The sequence below is a fragment of the Chitinophaga solisilvae genome (assembly GCF_009928525.1).
GTDB lineage: Bacteria > Bacteroidota > Bacteroidia > Chitinophagales > Chitinophagaceae > Chitinophaga > Chitinophaga solisilvae.
In genome coordinates, this window is the sequence record NZ_JAABOK010000013.1 from 103,360 (window position 1) to 125,198 (window position 21,839).

At 49.2% G+C, this 21,839-nt stretch carries 19 protein-coding genes; 13 read left to right on the forward strand and 6 right to left on the reverse strand.

What is annotated here, in order from left to right; genetic code table 11:
* Positions 1–21 precede the first annotated feature (21 nt).
* Positions 22–1,122 (forward strand): M42 family metallopeptidase, encoded by a 1,101-nt coding sequence (locus tag GWG06_RS23995; protein ID WP_127038027.1) that lies wholly within the window; start codon positions 22–24, stop codon positions 1,120–1,122.
* 36 nt (positions 1,123–1,158) lie between these two features.
* On the opposite strand, the gene GWG06_RS24000 is transcribed toward GWG06_RS23995, so the two are convergent.
* Positions 1,159–1,923: a hypothetical protein gene (locus GWG06_RS24000; protein ID WP_160716535.1), complete on the reverse strand. Its 765-nt coding sequence runs from the start codon at positions 1,921–1,923 to the stop codon at positions 1,159–1,161.
* Positions 1,924–2,081: 158 nt separating this feature from the next.
* On the opposite strand from GWG06_RS24000, the gene bioB reads away from it, so the two are divergent.
* Entirely contained in the window at positions 2,082–3,068 is a 987-nt protein-coding gene (gene bioB, locus GWG06_RS24005) for a biotin synthase BioB (protein ID WP_127038031.1), read from the forward strand.
* A 144-nt stretch (positions 3,069–3,212) separates the two neighbouring features.
* Here the strand turns inward: bioB and aroQ are convergent, their stop codons facing one another.
* The 3 genes from aroQ to ytxJ form a co-directional block, all read right to left on the reverse strand.
* Complete coding sequence (gene aroQ, locus GWG06_RS24010; protein ID WP_160716537.1) at positions 3,213–3,629, reverse strand: type II 3-dehydroquinate dehydratase; 417 nt, start codon at positions 3,627–3,629, stop codon at positions 3,213–3,215.
* Positions 3,630–3,910: 281 nt separating this feature from the next.
* Positions 3,911–4,483: a UbiX family flavin prenyltransferase gene (locus GWG06_RS24015; protein ID WP_160716539.1), complete on the reverse strand. Its 573-nt coding sequence runs from the start codon at positions 4,481–4,483 to the stop codon at positions 3,911–3,913.
* Positions 4,484–4,518: 35 nt separating this feature from the next.
* Complete coding sequence (ytxJ, locus tag GWG06_RS24020; RefSeq protein ID WP_127044660.1) at positions 4,519–4,851, reverse strand: bacillithiol system redox-active protein YtxJ; 333 nt, start codon at positions 4,849–4,851, stop codon at positions 4,519–4,521.
* 407 nt (positions 4,852–5,258) lie between these two features.
* Between ytxJ and GWG06_RS24025 the strand changes: the two genes are divergently transcribed.
* From GWG06_RS24025 to GWG06_RS24040, 4 genes are all read left to right on the forward strand, one after another.
* The gene (locus tag GWG06_RS24025) at positions 5,259–6,617 is read left to right on the forward strand and encodes a UDP-N-acetylmuramate--L-alanine ligase (protein WP_160716541.1); all 1,359 of its coding nucleotides are present in this window, start codon (positions 5,259–5,261) and stop codon (positions 6,615–6,617) included.
* Positions 6,618–6,674: 57 nt separating this feature from the next.
* Positions 6,675–7,448 carry a 3'-5' exonuclease gene (locus tag GWG06_RS24030; RefSeq protein ID WP_127043592.1) on the forward strand — a complete coding sequence of 258 codons (774 nt, stop codon included), beginning with the start codon at positions 6,675–6,677 and terminating at the stop codon, positions 7,446–7,448.
* Positions 7,449–7,521: 73 nt separating this feature from the next.
* Positions 7,522–8,262 (forward strand): polyprenol monophosphomannose synthase, encoded by a 741-nt coding sequence (locus GWG06_RS24035; protein WP_127043591.1) that lies wholly within the window; start codon positions 7,522–7,524, stop codon positions 8,260–8,262.
* Positions 8,263–8,431: 169 nt separating this feature from the next.
* On the forward strand, positions 8,432–9,319 hold the full coding sequence (locus tag GWG06_RS24040; RefSeq protein ID WP_160716543.1) for a DMT family transporter: 888 nt from the start codon (positions 8,432–8,434) through the stop codon (positions 9,317–9,319).
* Here the strand turns inward: GWG06_RS24040 and GWG06_RS24045 are convergent.
* Positions 9,316–10,065, reverse strand: coding sequence for a DeoR/GlpR family DNA-binding transcription regulator (locus GWG06_RS24045; RefSeq protein ID WP_127043589.1), 750 nt, complete (start codon positions 10,063–10,065; stop codon positions 9,316–9,318). The two genes, GWG06_RS24040 and GWG06_RS24045, sit on opposite strands and share 4 nt — an antisense overlap.
* Positions 10,066–10,367: 302 nt before the next feature.
* Between GWG06_RS24045 and GWG06_RS24050 the strand changes: the two genes are divergently transcribed.
* The 7 genes from GWG06_RS24050 to GWG06_RS24080 all read left to right on the forward strand — a co-directional run bounded on the left by GWG06_RS24050 (position 10,368) and on the right by GWG06_RS24080 (position 21,119).
* Positions 10,368–13,535 carry a SusC/RagA family TonB-linked outer membrane protein gene (locus GWG06_RS24050; RefSeq protein ID WP_160716545.1) on the forward strand — a complete coding sequence of 1,056 codons (3,168 nt, stop codon included), beginning with the start codon at positions 10,368–10,370 and terminating at the stop codon, positions 13,533–13,535.
* Between the two features lie 11 nt (positions 13,536–13,546).
* Entirely contained in the window at positions 13,547–15,211 is a 1,665-nt protein-coding gene (locus tag GWG06_RS24055; RefSeq protein ID WP_160716547.1) for a RagB/SusD family nutrient uptake outer membrane protein, read from the forward strand.
* Positions 15,212–15,445: 234 nt separating this feature from the next.
* On the forward strand, positions 15,446–18,277 hold the full coding sequence (locus tag GWG06_RS24060) for a S9 family peptidase (protein WP_235938509.1): 2,832 nt from the start codon (positions 15,446–15,448) through the stop codon (positions 18,275–18,277).
* Between the two features lie 245 nt (positions 18,278–18,522).
* Positions 18,523–19,356 (forward strand): helix-turn-helix domain-containing protein, encoded by an 834-nt coding sequence (locus GWG06_RS24065; RefSeq protein WP_160716549.1) that lies wholly within the window; start codon positions 18,523–18,525, stop codon positions 19,354–19,356.
* Positions 19,357–19,395: 39 nt separating this feature from the next.
* The gene (locus GWG06_RS24070; RefSeq protein WP_160716551.1) at positions 19,396–19,845 is read left to right on the forward strand and encodes a GNAT family N-acetyltransferase; all 450 of its coding nucleotides are present in this window, start codon (positions 19,396–19,398) and stop codon (positions 19,843–19,845) included.
* A 56-nt stretch (positions 19,846–19,901) separates the two neighbouring features.
* The gene (locus GWG06_RS24075) at positions 19,902–20,405 is read left to right on the forward strand and encodes a cupin domain-containing protein (protein ID WP_127043498.1); all 504 of its coding nucleotides are present in this window, start codon (positions 19,902–19,904) and stop codon (positions 20,403–20,405) included.
* Positions 20,406–20,501: 96 nt separating this feature from the next.
* Entirely contained in the window at positions 20,502–21,119 is a 618-nt protein-coding gene (locus tag GWG06_RS24080) for a DUF4230 domain-containing protein (RefSeq protein WP_160716553.1), read from the forward strand.
* Here GWG06_RS24080 and GWG06_RS24085 read toward each other — a convergent pair whose 3' ends face one another.
* Positions 21,120–21,839: a hypothetical protein gene (locus GWG06_RS24085; RefSeq protein ID WP_127043496.1), complete on the reverse strand. Its 720-nt coding sequence runs from the start codon at positions 21,837–21,839 to the stop codon at positions 21,120–21,122.

Sequence of the window (21,839 nt, forward strand, 5' to 3'; positions counted from 1 at the left end):
TCTCAAAATGCTATAATTATTATGTCCAAAAAACAGAAATCAATCATCAATAAGGAATCGCTGGCATTCCTGAAAGAATACCTGAACAACCCCTCTCCGACCGGGTTTGAGAAAGAAGGACAGAAACTGTGGTTAAAGTACCTCACACCATATATCGATGAGCATTTTGTAGATGCCTACGGTTCCGTGGTAGGGGTTATCAACCCCAAGGCGGAATTCAAAGTAGTGATTGAAGCGCATGCCGATGAAATTTCCTGGTTTGTCAACTATATCTCTCCGGAAGGACTGATCTATGTTATCCGCAATGGCGGCTCCGATTCACAGATTGCCCCTTCCAAGCGGGTACATATCCATACGGAAAAAGGTATCGTAAAAGCTGTATTCGGATGGCCTGCTATCCATACGCGCAACCGCAGCACCGAAGGCAAGGAACCGCAACCTAAGGTAGATAATATCTTCCTGGACTGCGGCGCACGCTCCCGTAAAGAGGTAGAAGACCTCGGCATTCATGTAGGCTGCGTTTGTACTTTTGAAGATGGCTTCGAGGAACTGAACTACGATTATTATATCTGCCGTGCGATTGATAACCGTATCGGCGGCTTTATGATCGCTGAAGTGGCCAGGATGCTGAAAGAAAAGAAACAACAGCTGCCTTTCGGCTTATATATTGTGAATGCGGTACAGGAAGAAGTAGGATTACGTGGTGCAGAGATGATTGCCAAACGCATTAAACCGGATGTAGCCATCATCACTGATGTAACCCACGATACCACTACCCCGATGATCAACAAAAACATCGAAGGGGAAATCAGATGCGGCTCCGGTCCCAGCATTACCTATGGTCCTGCGGTACATAACATCCTCCGCGACCTGATTATCAAAACAGCGAAGAAAAATGAGATACCGTACCAGCTGCATGCAGTAAGCCGCGTTACCGGTACGGATACAGATGCTTTCGCCTATTCCAATGACGGTACGCCTTCAGCGCTCATCAGCTTACCGCTGCGTTATATGCATACCACCGTGGAGATGGTGAAGAAAGACGATATTGAAAATACGATTCAGCTGATCTATCAGACCTTGCTGCAGATTACGCCGAAAACAAATTTCCGCTACCTGTAATACAGGCGGCCCCGCGCAGGGGGCCGGCTTCCGCTGTTAACGGAAGAAGTCGGCCGCCCTGCGCGTTCTTTCTACCCACAGACCGGACTTCGGACGGATCACAAATTCACTCAGCCCCATTTCGTTCGCACCAGGCGCCCAGTCGTAGGTGTAGCCCAGCCGCGTCCAGGGATAATGCATCCCGCTGCCGCTCAGCGGCCGGTAATACGCATAGATGATATAGTTATTGAACCAGGCATTATACGTGGAATCGCTGCCCTGTAAAATAGCGCCAGTAGTACGGGTGGTGATATTGTTGTTACCGGCCGGGCGATACAGGCTGCTGGCTTTCACCCATACTTCCGCAATATGTGTGTTGCTGCCGGCGCCGGCAGGCGGTAATCCCAGCAGCTGACAAATGCGGCCGATTGTATCGGAGCCGGGCTTAAATCCAGGTCCAATACGGCTCTTCATCTGTTTGGGCGTAAACACCCAGGATTCTCCCCATACGTTGGTGATGGAGTCGCCCTGCGGATAGCTGGCAGGAAACTTCATGAAAGTAGCCATCAGTACGTATTCCTGTCCGTTAATGGTTTTCCATTCCATATCGGGATTATCCCGGGTAACAGGCCATAGCGTCTGTGAAATCTCGCTGCTGTCTGCATACATGGCGTCGGTCACTGCATGTGCATACAGCTGTTCCTGTGTCAGAATAGGAGAAACAGGCGTAATAATGGTTTCATCATTTTTCTTACAGGCGGCAAATACAAGGGTAAAAGCAAGCAGGCCAGTCAGCAGCCTGCGGCGGGGCATGTTCTTCATAGCGACATTTTTTAGATATTGGTTATTACTGAGTGCCCGCAAGTAACTATTTTTCAATGATATCCCCAACTTTTTCACGGCAGCGGGGTGCTATATAAATTCAACGATCAAAAATCCCAAATTATCCATAGGTTTGCTGCTCAATAATATCTATACATATGCAAGATGTGCAGATTCGTCATGACTGGACGTTAGAAGAAATTAAGGCCATCTACAACACTCCGCTGATGGAGCTGGTGTACCGTGCTGCCACCCTCCATCGTGAGTACCAGGATACCGCTGAAGTACAGGTATGTACCCTGCTGTCCATTAAAACAGGCGGATGCACGGAAGATTGCGCTTATTGCCCACAGGCTGCCAGATACAATACGGATATAAATGTTCACGGCCTCATGAAAAAAGAGGATGTACTGAGCTATGCACAGCAGGCAAAAGATGCCGGTTCCACCCGTTTCTGTATGGGCGCCGCCTGGCGTGAGGTACGCGACAACCGCGACTTCGACAGGGTACTCGATATGGTAAAGGGTGTGAATCAACTGGGAATGGAAGTATGCTGTACCCTCGGCATGCTCACCGCCGAACAGGCCAGAAAACTGGCTGATGCGGGCCTGTATGCCTACAACCACAACCTGGACACTTCCCGCGAACATTATGGCGAAATCATCACCACCCGTACCTATGATGATCGTCTTGAAACACTGGACAACGTCAGAAAAGCCGGTGTAAGCGTTTGCTGCGGCGGAATTATCGGTCTGGGTGAAAACCATGAAGACCGTATCAACATGCTGCACACATTAAGCAGCCTGCCGGAACACCCGGATTCCGTTCCCATCAACGCACTGACCCGCGTAAAAGGTACGCCGCTCGAACATCTCCCTAAAGTGGAGTTCTGGGATATGGTACGCATGATCGCCACCACCCGCATCCTCATGCCCAAAGCTATGGTGCGCCTCAGCGCCGGCCGCGCGGAAATGAGCATGTCCGACCAGGCCCTCTGCTTCATGGCAGGCGCCAACTCCATCTTCACCGGCGAGAAATTACTCACTACCGGCAACCCGTCTTTCGAACAGGATCATATGATGTTTGAGATACTGGGACTGAAGGCGAGAGAAGCGTTTAAGGAAGAAGCGACGCAATGCTGCTAAAATAATTACGAATTACGAATTACGAATTACGAATGTAGCCCGAAGATAAAAGCGAAGACCGAAGCGATATACTTTTAAGTATTTGCTTCGGTCTTCGCTTTTATCTTCGGGCTACATTCGTAATTCGTAATTCGTAATTCGTAATTACTTCAAAAAGTATTTCACTCCCAACTCATACCCCTTCATCCCCAACCCACAAATACTACCTACGCATTTTGGCGCAATCAGGGAAGTATGTCTGAATTCTTCGCGGGCATATACGTTGCTGATATGTATTTCTATTACGGGCGTTTTGATAGCGGCGATGGCGTCACGGATGGCTACGGAAGTATGTGTATAGCCGCCGGCGTTAAGGAGGATGCCGTCAAATGAAAATCCTGTTTCATGCAGGAAGTTGATAATTTCCCCTTCCACATTACTCTGGAAATAACTGAACTGAATAGCAGGAAACAGCTGCTGCAGCTGTTTAAAATAATCTTCAAAGGATTCACTGCCATAGATACCAGGCTCCCGCTTGCCCAGCAGATTGAGATTAGGTCCGTTAATGATGGCTATCTGCATGATATGATACAATTAATGATGGCAACGAAGATAGAACCCCTATTTGAGATTTTATTATTTAGTTATTTGGTTATTTGAGATTTGTTTCAAAGAGAGGAGCCGTTCTGAAGATTTTGGGATTTTGGAATTTTTTGATTTTGGGATTTTTAAATGCAGCAAAGATCTATGCGAATATCTCCACTGCATTTAAAAATCAAAAAATTCCAAAATCCCAAAATCCCAAAATCTTCAGAACGGCTCCTCTCTTTGAAACAAATCTCAAATAACCAAATAATAAAATCTTAAATATTATTGGGGTCGCCCCAGCGGTACGTGTCCTGTTCTATGCCGGCTAGATCGATGATGCGGTCTACGACGGTGGCGGCCACTTCTTCTATGGTGGTGGGTACGCTGTAGAAAGAGGGGGTGGCGGGGCAGATGATGCCGCCGGCCAGGGTAACGGTTTCCATATTGCGGATGTGCATGAGGTTATAAGGTGTTTCACGCACTACGCAGATGAGTTTCCGCCGTTCCTTCAGCACTACGTCGGCAGCACGGGTAATGAGGTCGTTGGAGATGCCGGTGGCGATACGCCCCAGGGTGCCCATGGAACAGGGGCAGATAATCATGGTGTTGAATCTTCCGGAGCCGGAAGCAAAGGGAGCATGGAAATCCTGCTGTGTATAAAAGCGGAAAGGCAGCAGGTTATAATCTTCATTGTTCAGTTCTGTTTGCCAGACAGTCTTGGCGTTTTCTGTCATTACAACGGCAACTTCATCCAGCTGGTCTGCGGCGGCCCGGAGCTTGTGCAGCAATTGCCTCGCATACACAGACCCGCTGGCTCCTGTAACTGCTACTACTATACGATGTTTCATGGTGCTATGCTATATAATAGCACAAAGCTAGCCTATTATCCGTTAAGGTGGCCGGCAATCTCCTCCATGCTGATACCGTTATGGCTTTCGTCGTATACACAAACGCCCTTGTCTATCACCAATACCTGGGGAGATTCGTGCATTATCCCGAAATCATGCGCTATTTTACCGGAAATATCCCGGTGAGCGATCAGGTCAAGATAATAAAATGTTAATCCTTCCGGCGCTACAGCCCGTTCCAGGCGGGATTTAGCCATAGAGCTGATAGAACAACGCGTGCTGTGCTTAAAAATAACTACCGGCTGCATGGCAGACTCCTCTATGATCTGCTGCAGCTGCGCTTCACTGTCCAACGTTTTCCAGGTCATTACTAGCTTAATTTAGGATGCGCTGCCACCGGGGCTTTGGCCATCCCTCTCATCGGGCAACCCAATTTCTGGTGACTGGCGCAGGATGTTAATAAAGCTGCAAAGATACAAACCATACCTGCGTAGCCCAAAATTCTTACAGTTGATTTCATACTGGGAGTTTTAATAATAAGTAAACGAAAATTCATAGGAAATTATGATACGACAACTTTTTTAATCGTCTTTTGTAACGTTATTTTGCAAATATAAATAATACATTAAAAAAAACAATACTATTTGAGATTTGGTTATTTGAGATTTGGTTATTTAAAATGCAGCGGAGATATACGCGAATAGAATCTGCTGCGATCTCCGCTGCATTTTAAATAACCAAATCTCAAATAACCAGATCTCAAATAAATCCCGGTATGGCAAAAGTACATTTTATTGCAATAGGCGGCAGCGTGATGCACCAGCTGGCCATCGCACTCAGGCATAAAGGTTATGAAGTAACCGGCAGCGATGATGAGATATTTGAACCGGCCCTCTCCAACCTGCGCCAGGCAGGTATTCTGCCGGCAGCTACCGGATGGGATGCCACCCGTATCACACCGGATACAGATGCGGTAATACTGGGCATGCATGCCCGGGAAGACAATCCTGAGCTGATACGCGCCCGGGAGCTGCAGCTGAAAATATATTCCTTCCCGGAATACATCTACCAGGAAAGTAAAAATAAAACACGGGTAGCCATTGGCGGCAGTCATGGTAAAACCACCACCACTGCCATGGTCATGCATGTGCTCCGGAATACGGGCCAGTCCTTCGATTACCTGGTAGGCGCCCGGCTGGAAGGCTTTGACCAGTCCGTAAATATCACCGATGCCCCGCTCATCGTCTGCGAAGCAGATGAATACCCGGCTTCCGTGCTGGAGAAACGGCCCAAATTCCACTTTCTCCATCCGCAGATAGCCGTACTCACCGGCATTGCCTGGGACCATATCAACGTATTTCCTACCTACGATATTTATAAAGAACAGTTTGCCATTTTTATCCGGCAGATGGAACCCGGACAGGTATTGATCTACAACAGTTCGGATGCTGAACTCGGCAGCCTCGTGGCCGCCGAAGGCCGTCACCTCCGGCTGGTGCCCTATGGTATTCCGATCCACATGATAAATGATGGCGTTACCCGCGTATTCTTCGACGAAGGCTATGCCGACCTCGAAGTTTTCGGCGACCATAACCTGCTGAATATGCACGCCGCCAAACTGGTGTGCAATGAACTGGGCATCAGCGATGAAGATTTTCTGAAAGCCATTGCCAGCTTCAAAGGTGCTGCCAAACGCCTGGAAGTGATTGCCAAAAGCGATTCCAGCGTTATTTACCGCGACTTCGCACATGCGCCGTCTAAAGTGAAAGCTACCGTAGAAGCCACCCACCGGCAATTCCCTGACAGGAAACTCATCGCCGTACTGGAACTGCACACTTACAGCAGCCTCAATGCAGACTTCCTCTCGCAGTACGAAGGCGCACTCGATAATGCCGATGTAGCCGCCGTATTCTACAGCAAACATGCACTGGAAATAAAACGTATGCCGGATCTGCAACCGGAACTTATCGCTGAAAAATTTGGCCGGAAAGATATCCGGGTATTCCATGAAAAAGCACAGCTGGATGCATTCCTGGCACAACAGGAATATCATCACGCCAACCTGCTGCTCATGAGCTCCGGCACATACGATGGCATGGATTTTCCTTCATTGAAAAATCTCCTCGCCAAATAACCCTACATTTGCGCAACAACAAGACAGCTTATAATATCATCAATATAAAAAATAGAAATGCCTTCTTTGCTCCTCAAAAGGCCGCTGGCCGTAATTGATCTGGAAACCACAGGTACCAATGTGGCAGCGGACCGTATCATCGAAATTGCTATCATCAAAGTATTTCCTGATAAAACTACACAGTCGAAAGTAAAACGTATTAACCCCGGCATGCCCATCCCTGCAGGTTCTACAGCTATTCACGGTATCAGGGACGAAGATGTGAAAGAGGCGCCCACCTTTAAACAGGCAGCCAACGAATTAAAAGTTTTCCTGGAAAACTGCGACCTCGCCGGCTACAATTCCAACCGCTTCGATATTCCCCTCCTCGTGGAAGAATTCCTGCGGGCCGATATGGAATTTGATGTATCTAAAAGAAAATTTGTAGACGTACAGCGCATCTTCCACCTGATGGAAAAACGTACGCTGGCTGCCGCCTACAAATTCTACTGCGATAAACAACTGGAGAATGCCCACAGCGCGGAAGCCGATGCACTCGCCACCTACGAAATCCTGGAAGCCCAGCTGGGCCGGTACGACCACCTGCAGCAGGATATTGAAGGACTCGCCGAATTCACCAAGGAAGAAGACTACGTAGACTTCGCCCGCCGCATCGTTATGCAGGGCGGACAGGAAGTATTCAACTTCGGTAAATACAAAGGCAGACCCGTCAGAGAAGTATTGAAAGCAGAACCACAGTATTACGACTGGATGATGAAAGCAGATTTCCCGCTCAATACCAAGCAGAAACTGTCGGAGATCTACTATAATATGATGTTAAAAAAACTGTAATATTTTTCCGGAACGTCCTATCTTGCGCCGGAATTGAACTATTTTCACAGTCCAAAAAACACACGCTGCTGAAGTGGAAAAGCTTGTCATTATTCCTACGTACAATGAGAAGGATAATATCCGAAATATCATTGACGCTGTATTTTCCTTACAGCAGAATTTTCATATCCTGATCGTGGACGATGGCTCTCCCGATGGTACCGGCGCGATTGTAAAATCGCTGCAGGCAGCCCATCCGGACGCATTATTCCTGGAAGAAAGATCCGGCAAACAGGGATTGGGCACCGCCTATATCCATGGCTTCAAATGGGCGCTGGCCAGAAATTACCAGTACATATTTGAAATGGATGCCGACTTCTCCCACAATCCGAAAGATCTCATCCGCCTCTACGACGCCTGCGCCAAAGGAGGTGCAGATGTATCCGTAGGCTCCCGCTACGTTAAAGGCGGCAAAACAGAAAACTGGCCCTGGGACCGTGCCGTACTCTCCTACGGCGCCTCCATCTACGTTGGCATGATTACCTGGATGCCCGTTAAAGATCCTACCGCCGGCTTCGTTTGCTACCGTAACACCGTACTGGAAGCAATCAACCTGGACCAGATCCAGTTCGTTGGCTACGCCTTCCAGATTGAAATGAAATTTACCGCCTGGAAACTCGGCTTCAAAATTGCCGAAGTCCCCATCACTTTCAAAGACCGCCGCGAAGGCTACTCCAAAATGAGTAAAGGTATTGTGAAAGAAGGTGTATTGGGCGTATTGAAAATACAATGGCAAAGCCTTTTCAGGAATTATAAGAAAAGGGTTACCAGTTAAAATAATTACGAATTACGAATTGCGAATTACGAATGTAGAAGCGAAGATGAAAGCGTAGATATAAGAAGGTTAGCTATAGAAAATCCTCTTATATCTACGCTTTCATCTTCGCTTCTACATTCGTAATTCGCAATTCGTAATTCGCAATTGTTTATTTATTTCCGATCAAATGAAAAAATCCTTCCTCCACCTCCACCTCTCCGTATTCCTCGCCGGATTCACTGGTATTCTGGGTAAACTCATTACCCTAAACGAAGGACTACTGGTATGGTACAGGTTATTGATTACTGCAGTCACTTTATTTGTGCTGTTCCGGCTGCAGGGAACCTTAAAAAAACTGCCATGGAAGGATATACTGCCCATAGGCGCTACCGGCGTGGTGATTGCACTGCACTGGCTTTTCTTTTACGGCAGTATCAAATATTCAAACGTATCTATCGGGGTGATATGCTTCTCCCTGACCAGCCTCTTCACCGCTGTTTTTGATCCGCTGATTAACCGGAGACGGTTTGATGTGGCAGAAATGCTGTTGAGTATGCTGACGCTCTTCGGCATACTGCTCATCTTTCATTTCGATACACAGTACCGCACCGGTATTGTGCTGGGTATTATCTCTGCCATGTTTGCAGCGTTGTTTACCGTATTCAACAAAAGACTTATCAAGCGGTTTGATACCAATACCATCACTTTCTATGAGCTGTCTACCGGCTTTGTGGTGCTCACGCTGTTTATGCCGCTTTACCTGTATCTCTTCCCGGTGGCCAGTCTGCTGCCTACCAGTATGGATGTGGTATACCTGCTGATTCTTGCCTGGGCCTGCACTGTGTGCATGTACCTCCTGAGTATGAGCGCGCTGAAAAAAATATCTCCGTTTACGGTGAACCTCTGCTTCAATCTGGAACCGGTATACAGTATTATACTGGCTTTCCTCCTCTTTCATGAAAACAAAATGCTCAACAATGCCTTCTATGGCGGACTTGCCTGCATTATGCTGTCCGTTGCCCTGCAGATGATACGGGTAACCCGCCAGCACCGCGCAGCGGTAAAGGCAGCTTAATACAGTTCCATATCCAGGTGCTGGTAAGGCGTGAGAATATGATTCTCCGGTTGTAATTCTGTGATGAGATAATTGATGAGGTTGAGATCGCAGACTTTCATGCGCTGGGAAGAATTGAGTTTTTCCGCGATGCTGAGGATGGCAAGCCTTTTAGATGCCCGTATCATAGCCCTTTTCACCTGCACTACCTCCCAGTCCGAATCTGTCATACCATCCTGTACCGAAAATCCGTTGGCGCCCATCAGGCATAGATCCACTTTAATATCCGCCAGCTGGTTGATGACGCTGGCCCCCAGGTGTACCTGCGAACTCCGGGATAGTTGTCCGCCGATACTGATGACCGTCAGATGCGGATGATCTACCAGCTGCAGCGCTACCAGCGGGCTGATAGTGAAAAATGTGGCCCGCAGGTTCTCCGGGATTCTTTTGGCCAGCTCCAGGATAGTGGTGCCGCCTCCCGTAAGGATGACCATATCATTTTTCAGCAGCCGCAGGGTCTTCTCCGCAATCTGTTGCTTCGCCTCCTGTGCATATACCGTATTCGATGCATGAAAAGGATAATGAAAGGAATGACCGATAGCCCCTCCGTGTACTTTCAGCACCTTCCCTTCTTCCGCCAGCTCTTTGAGGTCCCGGCGTACAGTATCTTCTGAGATATTCAGCATAGCGCTGATGTCGGTAGATAAAACCTTGTTATGCAGATTAATCTGCCGCATAATAAACGCATGGCGTTCTTCTTTCAACATGCAGGGGAGCTTTTGTATGGTGCACAAATTTAAAAAAAACTCATCCAATCTGATTATGCGTGTTTTAGCAGGTTTGCACTGCGAATAAAACGCGTTTTCCCGCATATTTATATAAATTACGGAAATTTAAACATATTTTCATGCAAGAAAACGCATGAAGCAGCAAAGCTACCGTGTATGTGCCAACGACATAACGTGCGCCCTGGAAGTACCAACACTGGCTATCATCAACCAAATAACTGTAATTCACGAGATTAACTATTTCAGTAACCTATTGCAACCAAATTTCTAAATCCTCTATCATGAAAGAAAGGATACTCATCACTTTCGCCTTTTTGCTGTTTTATGCCAGCTCCTTTGCCCAGACAGGGATTTCAGGAACGGTGACAGACAAAAACAACCAGCAGCCCATCATCGGGGCTACCGTCATGGCCGGAAAAACAGGTACTGTCACCAATACCGCCGGGAAATTTACCCTGCAGGTTCCTGCCGGTACTACCACCCTCCACATTACCTTCATCGGCTACAAATCACTGAATGTGCCCGTCACCGGCAACAAGGATTACCAGATCGGCCTGGAACCGGATGAACGCTCGCTGGAACAGCTGGTAGTAGTAGGTTACGGCACACAGAAAAAAGCCAACCTCACCGGCGCAGTCACTACCGTAGACGTGGCTAAAACCATGCAGAGCCGCCCTATCACCGATCCGTCAAAAGCCCTGCAGGGCATTGTTCCGGGGCTGAACATCTCCTTCTCCAACGGCGGCCTTACCCAGGCGCCCGCCATCAACATACGCGGAACAGGCAGTATCAACGGTACCAGCCGCCCGCTGCTGCTGGTAGACAACGTGGAAACGCCCGACCTCACGCTGATTAATCCGGACGATATTGAAAGCATCTCTGTGCTGAAAGATGCGGCATCTACCTCCATATACGGCGCCAGAGCAGCTTTCGGCGTAGTGCTCATCAAAACAAAAAGCGGCGGCCGCAATACCCGCAGCACCGTACGCTATTCCAACAACTTTGGCTGGAGCACCCCTACCGCCCTGCCCGACTTCGCTGATCCGGTAAAAGAACTGTCCGGCCTCATCGATGCCGGCGTACGCGCTGGTACCACCACCCCCGAACTGTTCGGTATGCAGCTCGCCAAACTCAGAGACGGCATTAAAAAATGGCAGGAACAATATGCCGGTAACCGCAATGGCATTGAAATGGTTCCCGGCGAAGACTTTGAGCTGAACCCCAAAGGGCCTACCTACTTCTACCGGGTATGGGACGTAAAAGACATGATGCTCAAAAAATGGACGCCACAGCAGATACAGAATATCAGCATCTCCGGCGGCAGTGAAAAAATTGCCTACTACCTCTCCGGCGGATATACCAACAGCGGTGGTATCATGAAAATGAACCCGGACAACCTGAAGAAATATAACATCACCGCAGGCGTAAACGCTTCTGTCAACAAATGGCTGGATGTAGATGTAAAAATGCTCTACCGCAATTTCAAATACGACTATCCTTATCAATACCAGAGTTACTTCCAGTACCTGTGGCGCTGGGGCGCCTATTTCCCCTACGGCACCTACCAGGGGAAATATTTCCGCCATACACCCGGCTACCTTGCAGCGGCACAAACCAATACGGTGACAGATAACTATTCCCGTGTCAACCTCGGCGCTACGCTCAAACTCACCAAAGACCTGAACATCCGTGCCGACTATACCATCGGCCGCGATAATTCCACCCGGCACGTGATAGGCGGAAAGGTAACGGCATGGGACTTCTGGGCTGCCGGCGCACTCGCATTAAACAACATCGCTTCTCCATCCCAGGATGTAGTGTCTTACCAGGCTGGCAACTACAAGGTGAATACCTTTAACATGTACGCCACCTACGATAAAAAACTCAACAAGGACCACTCCCTGAAACTCATGGCCGGTGTGAATGCAGAGGATGCAGATACCATCAACTACGGCGCTTACCACCGTAACTATCTCGACCCGACCAAACCTGAAATAACCCTCGCATCCGGCGATCAGCTGGTAGACGGCAGCCACCTGGCAAATGCCTATGCCGGCTTCTTCGGGCGTGTTAACTATGTATTTAAAGATAAATGGTTGCTGGAGCTGAACGGCCGCTACGACGGCGCTTCCGCATTCCCATATAACAACCGCTGGGCCTTCTTCCCCTCCGCTTCCGTGGGTTACCGGCTCACTGAAGAACCTTTCATGCAGACATTCAGACGCACGCTCAGCGATATGAAAATCCGCGCTTCCTACGGCGCACTCGGCAACCAGGATATGGGCGGCAAATGGTACATCCCGGCCATGACTGCCAGCACCGTTAACTGGGTAAACGGCGGAAACCTCGCCCTCGGCGTGGATCAGCCAAGAGCCGTAGCACCCAACCTTACCTGGGAAAGGGTGAAAACACTGGACATCGGTACCGACATCAGCCTGTTCAATAATCATATAGGCGTTACCGTTGACTGGTACCAGCGCAACACCGAAAACATGCTCGCCAACAAGGAAATACCTGCTACCTTCGGCGTATCCGCTCCCCGCGAAAACAGCGGCAGCTTCCGTACCCGCGGCTATGAAATAGCCATAGATGCCAATTACAGTATCAATAAAGACTGGCAGGTATATGGCACCGTAGCATTCTGGGACAGCAAAACCGTTTTTACCGAATGGAACAACCCTTCCATGCTGCTCTCACAGAACTACAAAGGCAAAGTGCTGGGAGAAATATGGGGCTTTGAAACAGACCGCTTCTTTACCAAAGACGATAAAATCAGCGAACTGCCGGATCAGAAAAAACTCGCCTCCGGTAACTTTGTGTTTGGTCCGGGCGACGTAAAATACAAGGACCTTAACAACGATTCCGTCATCAATGCCGGTAAGGTTACCCTCAATGATCACGGCGATCTGAAAGTAATAGGGAACAGCCTGCCCCGCTACCAGTACAGCTTCCGTATAGGTACTACCTATAAGGGGCTGGACCTGGACATCCTCTTCCAGGGTGTAGGCAAACAGAACTACTGGGGCCTCGGCGATATCACCCTCCCGCTGTACCGCGGCAATGATATCCTCTATGATCATCAGCTGGACTTCTGGACAGAAAGTAATCCGGACGCCAAATACCCGCGTCCGTTCCCGGGTAACACCAACGGCACCATCAACGGCCTGCTCAGCGGGAGCAACAACTTCTACCCGCAGTCAAAATACCTGCTGAACCTGGCTTACCTCCGGCTGAAAAATATTACCCTGGGATATACGCTGCCTTCACATCTCGTGAAAAGAATGCACATACAACGGTTACGCATATACGCCAGCGGTCAGAACCTGGGCGAAATCAGCAATGTAGGCGTTCCGCTGGATCCGGAAATCACCACCGGCGAAGCTAACATCTTCGGCAGAACATTCCCCTTCCAGCGTACTTATTCCTTCGGATTACAGGTTACACTCTAAACAGACAACTCATGAAAAAGCGTTTATACTTACCCGTTATATTAACCACCATCCTGGCAGCAACCGGATGTAAGAAATATGTAGATAAAGGCCTGCCGGACCAGTTCGATGATAACACTTTCTGGCGTTCGGAAGATAATGTCCGCAGTTACAACTGGGGCTTCTATGAGCTGTTTCCCGGATACGGCAACAACGCCACCTTCGGTGATTTCTATTTTACCAGCTTCTCTGACGATCAGGCCAGTCCGGCATTTGCCAGGTTCACACAGAACATTCCTGCCGGCACCGGCGGCACCAAATGGGATTTCAGCTATGTGCGCAAAGCCAACGTACTGCTGGAACGTGTTGACCAGGTACCTATGGCAGACGAAGCTAAAAACCACTGGAAAGGCGTTGCCCGCTTCTTCCGCGCACTCACCTATTTCAATATTGTAAAAGACTACGGCGATGCTCCCTGGATCGGTAAATCCATGGACATCACCAATACGGACCTGATCTATAAACCACGCGATCCGCGCACCCTGGTGATGGACAGCGTACTGTCCGATCTCAACTTCGCCGTGGCCAATCTCCGTGAAAAGGATATTCCCAACACCATCAACCGGAGCGTGGCACTGGCGCTGAAGTCACGGGTATGCCTGTACGAAGGCACCTGGCGTAAATACCATGTGAAGGTAGCCCTGCCCGAAGCAGATAAATTTCTGAAAGCAGCCAAAGAAGCCAGTGAAGCACTCATGACCGGTACCTTTAAGCTGTCGCCGGATTATGTTACCCAGTACAATTCCCTGGACCTCGCCAACAACCAGGAAATCATCCTGTACAAGAAATACCTTCCGGGTTACCTGACGCATTCCGTAATAGGTTATCTCACCAGCAGCACACAGGAATCAGGACTCAGCAAATCCGCCATAGATGCCTACCTGTGTACAGACGGACTGCCGGTAAAGTTATCTCCGCTTTACAAGGGAGATGACACCATCATCAACACCAGGGCCAACCGGGACAAACGGCTGCTTCTCTCCATTGATACCGTATTATGCTACAATACCAAACTGGTAGAAGGACGCAGCAGCAGCACCGGATATCGCCCGACCAAATTCCTTCAGCCGCTGGTGTCCAATGTGCTGGCGCCATACAACGATACTGATGCCCCCCTGTTCTGGTTAGCAGAAGTGCTGCTCAACTATGCGGAAGCAGCTGCAGAACTCAGCGCTATGGGCCAGTACGCCTTCGTGCAGGCAGACCTTGACAAGTCCGTCAACCTCCTGCGCGCACGTGTGGGTATGCCCGCCCTCCAGGTGCTGGGCGACCAGGCGGCTGTTAACGGTACCGCCTATACGGACCCCGCCAGAGATCCCCAGGTACCGTCCCTCATCTGGGAAATAAGACGCGAAAGAAGAGTAGAGCTGATGCTCGACGGTTTCCGCTTCCATGACCTGATGCGCTGGGCCAAAGGCGATTACCTGAATACCAGTAACAAAGACATCTGGAGAGGCGCGAAAGTCCGCCCCAATCCTGATATTATCACCGATGCGGAAGGGTACCTTTTACCTTACAAACCAGCTGCCGCCTCCCGCACATTCGCAGATCCGAAAAATTACCTGCAACCCATCCCCAGCGGACAGATTGCCCTCTACCCCAGCGGTAAGATGAGTCAGAATCCAGGCTGGGAATAATTAGCTGAGATCGGGTTATTTTATTATCTGAGATTTATAGCTGACAGCGATGCCTTCCGGACTTCCGGAAGGCATCGCTTATTTGATTACTTTTTTATTTGAGATTACAGCGGTAAAAATTACCACCGGAACCGGTAAAAATGGCTACCAAACAGCATAGAAGTCATCTTTATGAGCTACAAATCCCAAATAATAAAATCTCAAATAATAAAATATCTTAGCTATTTTGCGAACATGAGAAATATGTTTCTGGCCTTCTCTATGCTGGGGGCCACTTTTGCTTATGCACAGCAACCTGTAAAGAAGCCGCTGGATCATAGTGTGTATGACAGCTGGCAGAGTATCGGTACACAACTGATCAGTAACAACGGACAATGGGTGGTGTATACTGTCACGCCACAGGAAGGAGATGCTTCCCTTGTCATCTATGACCGCAAAACAGCTACGTCTGTCACCGTTCCACGGGGTAGCAGTCCTGCTATTTCACAGGATTCCCGTCATGTGGTTTTCAGCATCAAACCTTTTTATAAAGATACCCGCGAAGCGAAAATCAAAAAAAAGAAAGGTCCTGAAATGCCGAAGGATTCCATCGGTATCATAGAACTGGGTAAGCCCGGCATCGTGAAATTTCCTGGTGTAAAATCCTTTAAAATACCTGCCAAAGGCAGTGGCCTGCTGGCTTTCTTAACAGAGAAACCGGCGGCAGACAGTGCTAAAAGTAAAAAAACAAAAACCGGAAAAGATACGGACAGCGACCGTGCCGACGATGACAAAAGCGGTGCAGGCAGCGCTGAGAGTGGTATGCTGGTGATCCGTCAGCTGCACACCGGCATACAGGATACCATTAAAAATGTGGCAGATTATGCCATCAGCAAACCTGGCAACAACCTGCTCATCAGCATTACATCCGATAAAAAAGATTCCCTTTCCCGCACCGGCGTATTGCTGTGGCATGCCGCCACCCGCAAAGCAGATACGCTGAGTCGTGGTTACGGCGACTATAAACAGTTTGCCTTCGACGAAAAAGGTGAACAGGCCGCTTACTTCGGTACGCGCGACAGTGCCAGAGCGTTACAGCAGTTCTATCAACTGTATTATTACAAACCGGGGCAGGACAGCGCCATCGTTGCGGTGAACAAAAACACCAGCGGCGTGCCTTCCAACTGGACAATCAGCGCCAACAGCCTCATTTATTTCAGCGAAGAAGGAAAACGGCTTTTCTTCGGAACCGCGCCGGTATTGCCTGCAAAGGATACCACCATCGTTGATTTCGAAGTAGCTAAAGTAGATATCTGGAATTATAAAGATGATTACCTGCAGCCCATGCAGCTGAAAAATGCGGATAAGGAACTTAAAAGAAGCTATGCTGCCGTATATTATCCGGCAGCCAGGCGCATGATTCAGCTGGCAGACAAAGACATGGAAACCGTAGTGGTGCCGGCAAAAAATGACGGACCTTACGCACTGGGATATACCGACAAAGGAGAACGTATTTCCCTGCAATGGATAGGACGCACGCTTAAAACCGCTTATCTCATCAACCTGGAAGACGGTACCCGTAAGAAAATCAAGGACAGGCTGGATGGCTTCTTCCTTATCTCTCCCGCCGGCAATTATATCAGCTGGTATGACCTCGTTAACAAAGAATGGGTTGCCTATAACAACACTGCCGGTACCACGGTGAATATGAGCAAAGGTATCACCACCGCTGTTTTTGATGAGGAAGACGATCATCCGGATGTACCGGAAGCCTATGGTATGGCCGGCTGGATGCAGGACGACCAGGCAGTGCTGATATATGACCGTTATGATATCTGGCAGGCAGATCCTTCCGGGAAACGCCCGGCTTTCCTGCTGACAGGAGGCGAAGGCCGCCGGAATAAAATACGCTTCCGCCAGGTACGGCTGGATGCAGAGCAGAAATTTTTCAAGGCTGATGAAACCCTGATCCTGTCTGCTTTTTCAGACAGCACCCGTTACAATGGTTATTACTCCCTGCGTTTACCCGGTAAATCAGGAAAGATAAAACAGCAGCCCAAACAGCTGGTCTTCAGCCCAAACAGTTATCCTGAGCTGATCCGCGCAAAGGACGCACCTGTATATGCCTTTACCAGGGCCAGCTACACCGCTTCTCCCGATGTTTATACCGGCGAAGAAATGGCGAAAGCAGTAAAGATCAGCAGCACCAACCCTCAGCAGCAAAGCTATAACTGGGGAACTGCAGAACTGTACAAATGGACCACCTTCAGCGGCAAACAGGCAGAAGGCATACTCTATAAACCAGAAGATTTCGACAGCAATAAAAAATACCCCGTTATTTTCTATTTCTATGAAAAGCTGACGGATGGCCTGTTTAACTATCATGCACCGGCACCTACGCCTTCCCGGCTGAATATCTCCTTCTTTGTGAGCCGCGGCTACCTGGTGTTTGCACCGGATATTACCTACGAAAACGGATATCCCGGCAAGAGCGCATATGATTACATTGTAAGCGCCGCAGAAGATATTGCGCGTAAGCCGTGGGCCGACGGTAAGAACATGGGTATCCAGGGACAGAGCTGGGGCGGTTATCAGGTAGCTTACCTGATTACACAGACGCCGCTGTTCAAAGCTGCATGGGCAGGCGCTCCTGTTGCCAATATGACCAGCGCTTACGGTGGTATCCGCTGGGAAAGTGGTATGAACAGGCAGTTCCAGTACGAACATTCGCAGAGCCGCATCGGGGCCACCTTGTGGGAAAAGCCGGAACTGTACATCGAAAATTCTCCGCTGTTCAATCTGCCCCGCGTGACCACGCCACTGGCAATAATGGCGAATGATGCCGACGGCGCAGTGCCCTGGTATCAGGGTATTGAGCTGTTCACCGGTCTGCGTCGTTTAGGCAAGCCCGTTTGGATGCTGAACTACAACAACGAAGCCCATAACCTGGTACAGCGCCAGAACCGGAAAGATATCCAGCGCCGTGAACAGCAGTTTTTTGACCACTTCCTGAAAGGCGCTCCTGCGCCGCAATGGCTGGAATCCGGCGTGCCGGCGACGGAAAAAGGGATTAATTGGGGATTTTAAAATAATTGCGAATTACGAATTGCGAATTACGAATGAAAAGCGAAGACCGAAGCGATAATATCCGCTTCGGTCTTCGCTTTTCATTCGTAATTCGTAATTCGCAATTCGTAATTATTTTAAAAAATGTATTATAAAATTACTAAATACTAAAATTTTATAATATATTTACTTTAAGAATCGCCACTTTAGCGCATGGTGTGACTTGCAGCGATAGCGATATCCATTAACACCACATTTTTGCACCTATGAATTTCCATATCTACCATCCAGGGGACGCACTCCGTCCATTTGTAAAGCAATACTATTTCTGGGAAGATAATACCAGGGGGCTTATACAGCTACCGCAGCAGTTATTTGCCCTGGGAGATCAGTACATGGTATTTATCCAGCAGGGAGAGGCCTCGGTAAAACCTGCGCAACACGCTGCCTTCACACTGCCACAGCAGGCAGTAATCGGGCATCTGACCTGTGCCTGTCACCTGCAGGTAAAGGGGCCTGTAAAAATGGTGATCGTTCAGCTGAATGCCTATGGCTGCTATCGTTTGCTGGGAATGAACGTACAGTCATTCACCAACTATTACCGCAACCTGGCCACGCAGGACAATAGCGCCTGGAATGCGTTAGCCGTGCAGCTGGCGCAGGCTGGCCAGTCAGACATACCCGGCATATTAAACCATGCATATGAACAGGCATTATCTGCCGGCAATCCGGCTCTTAAACAGGTGGATAAAATGGTGGATATGCTGTTATCCAGGCAGGGGAACATCAATATGGAAGAATTATCAAAAGCCTTCCGGATGTCCAAGCCAACAGTAGAGCGAATCTTCACAACGGTGGTAGGGTTACCTCCGCAGCTGTTTGCCCGTATGGCCCGCTTCAGGGCAGCACTGCGTGCCTTACAGCAGGTGAATACCCCGCGCTGGGAAATTACCCGCACCCCTTATTACAACCAGGCTATGTTTATTCACGATTACCTGGAGTTTAACGGGGAAACGCCGTCCTGGTTTGCTCATGCCGGTCATGGCAGCATTGCGCACATGCCGGCGGCAACGGCCGTACCCGTAGCTGTGGCGAGTTAAAAAAAATGTCTATTTTAGTAACAAACCGTTACTACAGACATGACAACCATTGAAACACAGGAAGGTGAATTCCTGGTCTCCACCGACAAATCAAAGCTGGATACAGCAGTGATTTATGACTATCTGGCGCATGAATCCTACTGGTCACAAAATATTCCCCGCAGCGTAGTAGAGAAATCGCTGCAGGGATCCTTGTGCTTCGGGCTATACCATCATCAGCAGCAGGTGGGCTTTGCCCGGCTGATTACCGACTATGCTACCTTCGCTTACCTCGCAGATGTGTTTGTACTGGAAGCCTACCGCGGCAGGGGGCTGTCTAAATTCCTGATGCGCTGTATTATAGCCCACCCGGACGTGGCAGGTTTAAGAAGAATAATGCTCGTCACCTCCGATGCACACGGCCTGTATGAGCAGTTCGGCTTTACCGGCATCCCTAATCCCGAAAAAATGATGCAGCTTCATAAACCTGACATCTATACGAAAAAGTAGTTTTTCCTTACCTTTCCGCTGTCAGAATATTACCTACGCACAACATAATATAAAATATGCACAACACAGCAGCGCAGTGGCGTGAACACCTAAACCTGGAGTCCCATGTTGAAGGCGGCTCCTTCCGTGAAACTTACCGCTCCGAATGGATGCTGGATATGAGCACTTTGCCTGCCGGCATGTCCGGTAACCGCAATGCTTCCACCTCTATTTACTTTCTGCTGGAAGAAGGGCAGTTCTCGGCCTTCCACCGGATAGCTGCCGATGAGATATGGCATTTTTATGATGGACAGACGCTGATGATTTATGAGATAGCTCCCGGCGGAGACTTGCAGGTGCATAAGCTGGGGCGTAACCCTGCTGCAGGAGAACAGCTGCAGGTAGTTATTACTGCCGGCAACTGGTTTGCCTCCCGCGTAGAGATACCCGGTGCATTTGCCCTTACCGGCTGTACCGTGGCGCCGGGGTTCGATTTCGCCGACTTTGAGCTGGCAGACAGAACCACCCTGCAGGCTGCCTATCCGCAGCATGCAGCTCTGATTGCTTCCCTGACCCGATAACGCTAACGGACATACGATCATAAAGCCGGTGCTTTTCTGTAATTTACGGGCGCCGTTTTCCTGACTGTGTTATTAGTTCACCAATCTGTCATCTTCATGAAGAAATTTTTCTATGTCGTTGCCTTCATCCTGATCGGGCTGCTCACCTTCTGGCTGGGCAAGCGTTTCGGTAGTACGGAGGTCAGCCAGCAGGTTATTTCCAACAGCATCATTGTAAAAGAAATAGCGGAACTGGCCAGCCTGGATGTACAGGGAAACGCCAGCATCAAACGCAGCAATCTGGAAAACGACGGCAGCTGGACCGATAATCTGAGGAAAACCTTCCTGGAAAATACTGTCTGGGTATCTATTCCCTACCAGGCGAAGTACGGTGTGCATGTAGATGAGAAAGATTTTAAAGTAGAGATGACCCCTAAAAAGATCATCATCGATCTGCCGGCTCCCCGCCTGCTCAGCTATGAGCTGAAGATGGACCGGATGGAAACCTCCACCCGTAAAGGGCTTTTTCTTTCCCAGGACGATGAAGCCTATACGGCAGTACAGAAGAAACTCTACCAGACCTCCCGCGCGCAGCTGGAGGCAAATACCATATATATAGAGCAGTCAAAGGACAAGATCAGAAAGGTAATGGCGCAGTACTATGCTCCCTTTATGAAAGACCGTGCGCTGGAAGTCCGCTTTGACGCCGCCACAGCACCGCCGCCCCTGAAGTAATCAGGCGGCATTCAGCGCAATAAACCGCACCAGGCTCCGTTTGGCAACCGGCAACAATGTTTCATTCAGCGGCAATACCAGCGGCGTTTCCACACAATATACCGCCGGATTGGGCTGCTGCGCATGTTTGCGTATCAGGATGGTTTTGATATGCTCGCAGGTATGTACCAGGTCTTTCGTATAGGCCTCTACATATTCCGTGCGTATGCCCCGGTACTTTTCATCATGACGCTCGAAGATGGTAAGCTGGTAGGAATATACCAGCGTATCACTGTAGCGGCCATCGCAGAGCAGCAGGTAGCCATTGGTGGTTTCCAGCGGTACCAGCCCTACCGGCCAGATCTTCAGCTGGTGCTGCACAAATTCATAGATTTCCGTTCCGTCTTTAATCGTGTTGTTCATCTGTGACAGCGAGTAACCGATAATATCTTCCAGTTCATCCATCAGTTCGTCATCCGTACTAAGTTGCTCATACAGCAGCTGCAGTTTCTCCAGGTTGACGGCTGTAAGCCGTTTGGGAAACTGTTGCTCCAGCAGTTGCTTGTTCTCCCGGAAGGCGCGCAGATTGTTGAAATGGAAGATGATGTCGGAAAGCTGCGGGTACAGTTTGTTCTGGTTAAAATGGCGGTGGATCTCCTGCAGGTAGGAAAGCAGAGTATATTTCTTCAGTTCAAAATCAATGTATCCATCTGCAAACCAGGTTTCGCTAAGCGTTCCCAT

Bases quoted from the DNA above. Each gene is read 5' to 3' on its own strand.
- GWG06_RS24070 (WP_160716551.1), top strand. From the start codon at position 19,396: ATGACAACCATTGAAACACAGGAAGGTGAATTCCTGGTCTCCACCGAC.
- GWG06_RS24080 (WP_160716553.1), top strand. From the start codon at position 20,502: ATGAAGAAATTTTTCTATGTCGTTGCCTTCATCCTGATCGGGCTGCTC.
- GWG06_RS24050 (WP_160716545.1), top strand. From the start codon at position 10,368: ATGAAAGAAAGGATACTCATCACTTTCGCCTTTTTGCTGTTTTATGCC.
- GWG06_RS24000 (WP_160716535.1), bottom strand. From the start codon at position 1,923: ATGAAGAACATGCCCCGCCGCAGGCTGCTGACTGGCCTGCTTGCTTTT.
- GWG06_RS23995 (WP_127038027.1), top strand. From the start codon at position 22: ATGTCCAAAAAACAGAAATCAATCATCAATAAGGAATCGCTGGCATTC.
- GWG06_RS24015 (WP_160716539.1), bottom strand. From the start codon at position 4,483: ATGAAACATCGTATAGTAGTAGCAGTTACAGGAGCCAGCGGGTCTGTG.
- GWG06_RS24060 (WP_235938509.1), top strand. From the start codon at position 15,446: ATGAGAAATATGTTTCTGGCCTTCTCTATGCTGGGGGCCACTTTTGCT.
- aroQ (WP_160716537.1), bottom strand. From the start codon at position 3,629: ATGCAGATAGCCATCATTAACGGACCTAATCTCAATCTGCTGGGCAAG.
- GWG06_RS24085 (WP_127043496.1), bottom strand. From the start codon at position 21,839: ATGGGAACGCTTAGCGAAACCTGGTTTGCAGATGGATACATTGATTTT.
- ytxJ (WP_127044660.1), bottom strand. From the start codon at position 4,851: ATGACCTGGAAAACGTTGGACAGTGAAGCGCAGCTGCAGCAGATCATA.
- GWG06_RS24055 (WP_160716547.1), top strand. From the start codon at position 13,547: ATGAAAAAGCGTTTATACTTACCCGTTATATTAACCACCATCCTGGCA.
- GWG06_RS24040 (WP_160716543.1), top strand. From the start codon at position 8,432: ATGAAAAAATCCTTCCTCCACCTCCACCTCTCCGTATTCCTCGCCGGA.
- GWG06_RS24075 (WP_127043498.1), top strand. From the start codon at position 19,902: ATGCACAACACAGCAGCGCAGTGGCGTGAACACCTAAACCTGGAGTCC.
- GWG06_RS24025 (WP_160716541.1), top strand. From the start codon at position 5,259: ATGGCAAAAGTACATTTTATTGCAATAGGCGGCAGCGTGATGCACCAG.
- GWG06_RS24065 (WP_160716549.1), top strand. From the start codon at position 18,523: ATGAATTTCCATATCTACCATCCAGGGGACGCACTCCGTCCATTTGTA.
- GWG06_RS24045 (WP_127043589.1), bottom strand. From the start codon at position 10,065: ATGTTGAAAGAAGAACGCCATGCGTTTATTATGCGGCAGATTAATCTG.
- GWG06_RS24030 (WP_127043592.1), top strand. From the start codon at position 6,675: ATGCCTTCTTTGCTCCTCAAAAGGCCGCTGGCCGTAATTGATCTGGAA.
- bioB (WP_127038031.1), top strand. From the start codon at position 2,082: ATGCAAGATGTGCAGATTCGTCATGACTGGACGTTAGAAGAAATTAAG.